We start from the raw sequence: 2,923 nt of genomic DNA on the forward strand, positions 1-2,923 counted from the left end.
AGCCTGGATCCGCCGCCTCGCGACAGGATCCAGCTTCCTCAGCTGCCGGAGAGCGGACGGCGCGAACTCGATCGCGAAGCTCATGCCAGCCCGAGTTCGGCCTTGACCTCATCCCATGGCACGGGCAGCTCGGACGTCTCCACCATCTCGCGGCGCGCAGCGACGGCCGCGGCCGCATCCTCCGCATCCTCCGCAAGCTCCCGCATCCGCTCGAAGTCGGCGGCGTCGACGATCGCCACGACCCGACGCCCTCGACGAGACAGGAACACGGGCTCATGCGCCACGTGCGCACGCTCCACGAGCGCACCCAGCTGACGCTTGGCGTCGGACAGCATCACATCGGACATGAGCCAATGATACCAATAATCCTAATAGAACCATTAGGGCCTTTTGTGTTCGATGCGGACGGGTCTGCATCGATCCGGATCCCCCGCCCACCCGTACCCGCCCCGGGTTACGATCAAGACGCGGGCGCACCGCGGCGCCCGGTGAGAGGGACGCATGCACGCCACGAACACCGCCGACGTCACCACGAGCACCGCTCTGGACGCGACCTCCCGCGACGCCGCAGCGATCGATGCGACCGGCTTCGCGCGGCAGACCGCGGCGATCCTGTCCTCCATCACCGAGGTGATCGACGGCAAGGCCGACGCCGTCCGCAGCGCGCTGATCTGCCTGCTCGCCGAGGGCCACCTGCTCGTGGAGGATGTGCCGGGCGTCGGGAAGACCATGCTCGCGCGCGCTCTCGCGGCGAGCATCGATGCGACCGTGCGGCGCATCCAGTTCACCCCGGACCTGCTGCCCGGCGACGTCACCGGCGTGAGCGTCTACAACCCGGTGGCGCAGGAGTTCGAGTTCAAGCCCGGCGCGGTGTTCGCGCACATCGTGATCGCGGACGAGATCAACCGCTCCTCCCCCAAGACGCAGTCCGCGCTGCTGGAGGCGATGGAGGAGCATCAGGTCACGGTGGACGGCAACTCCCGGCCGCTCCCGGATCCGTTCCTCGTGGTCGCCACCCAGAACCCCCTCGAGATGGAGGGCACCTACGCCCTGCCGGAGGCGCAGCGCGACCGGTTCATGATGCGGATCTCGATGGGCTATCCGGACGCGGAGGCCGAGACGCTGATGCTGCGCCAGCGCGACACGACCAACCCTCTGGACGCCATCCGCCCGGTGCTGACCGCAACCGACGTGCGCGCGCTCATCACGTGGGCGCGCGCGGTGCATGTCGCACCCGCGCTCGAGGAGTACGCCGTGGCGCTGTCGCAGGCCACCCGGAGCGACCCGAACCTGCACCTGGGGGCGAGCCCCCGGGCGACGCTGCAGCTCGTGCGCGCAGCCAAGGTGCAGGCCGCGCTGGACGGGCGCGACTACGTCGTCCCGGACGATCTCACCTCGCTGCTCCCTGCCGTGTTCGCGCACCGGCTCATCCCCGCCCGCGGCCTGCACCGGGCCGGCGCGCGCCCGATCGAGGCCGCCCTCGAGGGCATCGTCCGGCGGATCCCGGTGCCGGTGGGCCTTCCACGGTGAACCGGCGGGAGAGCGCGCACCGCGAAGCGGATCCGCCCGGCCGGAGGATGACCGGGCGCGGCGTGAGCGCGCTCCTGACGGGGCTGCTCCTCGTGATCGGCGCGAACGTGCTCGCCACGCCCGTGCTGCTGTACGTGGCCGCGCTGCTGTTCGCGCTCCTCGTCCTGACCGCGCTGTTCGTCTTCGTCCCGCGCCGCCGCGCTCGAGTCAGCCGGACGGTCGCCGCGGACCTGCTCACGGTCGGCGACGACACCTCCGTCCGCGTCCGCGTGGATCTCCGCACGGTCGTCCGGGAGCCCACAGGGCGCTGGCGGGACGGGCTGCCCGCGGCCGTGGACGGCTCAGCGACCGGCGCGTTCCCGCCCGAGGACGCCGAGCGGATCCCCGGCGGGGCGACCATGACGATGACGTACCCGATCTCTGGCATGCGCCGCGGCCTCGCCTCCCTCGGCCCGCTGCGGCTCAGCACCGCGGATCCCTTCGGGCTGTTCGCCCGCACCGACGAGCTCGGCGACGTGACGCCGATCACGATCGTTCCGCAGGTCGTGCCGCTGCCGCGGCTGACCGACCGCACCGGGCGCGCCGGGGGCACCGCCCAGACCTCGTCGCACCGGCTCGGCCAGGGCGCGGACAACCTGTCCCCCCGGCGATACGTCCCCGGGGACTCGATGCGGCGCATCCACTGGCGCGCGACCGCGCACCGCGGCGATCTGATGGTGCGCCAGGAGGAGCAGGAGTCGAGCCCGGACGCCCTGGTGGTGCTCGACCGCGCCGGCGCGCGCTGGGTCGCCGCGGGAGGGGTCACGGATCTCGAGAGCTTCGACCGTGCTGTCACGGCCTGCGCCTCGGTCGCCGTGCACCTCGTGGACAACGGCTTCGCGGTCGACGTGGTCGACGCGACCGGGGTGCTGATCGGCCGGCTGCGCGGGGCCGAGGACGAGCGCGAGGGCCTGCTCGTGACCCTCGCGGGCATCGCGCCGCGCTCCGGCGAGCGCGACCACGGGCTGCCCGCGGCGAGTGAGGCGCACACGGTCGGTCCGCTCGTCGTGATCACGGGCGCGATCGATGCCGGCGATGCCGGCGCGCTCCCGCACGGCGGGGCCGGAACCCCGATCCTGATCGCCACCGCCCCCGGGGCGGACGCGCTGTCCGCCGCCGAGACGCAGGGCTGGCGCGTGGCGGCGCTCGGCGACGATCCCGCCGAGGCCTGGGCCGACAGCGGGGCCGGCGAGCCCGGATCCGCAACGGCCGATGCCGGTTCCGGATCCGGCCGCTCACGGCTTCTCGGCGGCGCGGCGGCGCCCCCGCGTGCGCACGGTCCGCAGGAGTCGGCGCATGTCCGCTGACCTCAGCGCGTACGGCGGTCCCGTGCGGCCGCGCCGGACGGACGCCG

At 73.3% G+C, this 2,923-nt stretch carries 3 protein-coding genes; 2 read left to right on the plus strand and 1 reads right to left on the minus strand.

What is annotated here, in order from left to right:
• Positions 1-80 precede the first annotated feature (80 nt).
• Positions 81-347, minus strand: coding sequence for a type II toxin-antitoxin system Phd/YefM family antitoxin (locus B7X32_RS20030; RefSeq protein ID WP_292723792.1), 267 nt, complete (start codon positions 345-347; stop codon positions 81-83).
• Between the two features lie 154 nt (positions 348-501).
• Here B7X32_RS20030 and B7X32_RS20035 point away from each other — a divergent pair, with 154 nt between their 5' ends.
• Both B7X32_RS20035 and B7X32_RS20040 read left to right on the plus strand, forming a co-directional pair.
• The gene (locus B7X32_RS20035; RefSeq protein ID WP_292723795.1) at positions 502-1,530 is read left to right on the plus strand and encodes a MoxR family ATPase; all 1,029 of its coding nucleotides are present in this window, start codon (positions 502-504) and stop codon (positions 1,528-1,530) included.
• Between the two features lie 62 nt (positions 1,531-1,592).
• The gene (locus B7X32_RS20040; protein ID WP_292723797.1) at positions 1,593-2,876 is read left to right on the plus strand and encodes a DUF58 domain-containing protein; all 1,284 of its coding nucleotides are present in this window, start codon (positions 1,593-1,595) and stop codon (positions 2,874-2,876) included.
• Positions 2,877-2,923 lie beyond the last annotated feature (47 nt).

The sequence above is a fragment of the Microbacterium sp. 13-71-7 genome (genome assembly GCF_002257455.1).
Lineage (GTDB): Bacteria > Actinomycetota > Actinomycetes > Actinomycetales > Microbacteriaceae > Microbacterium.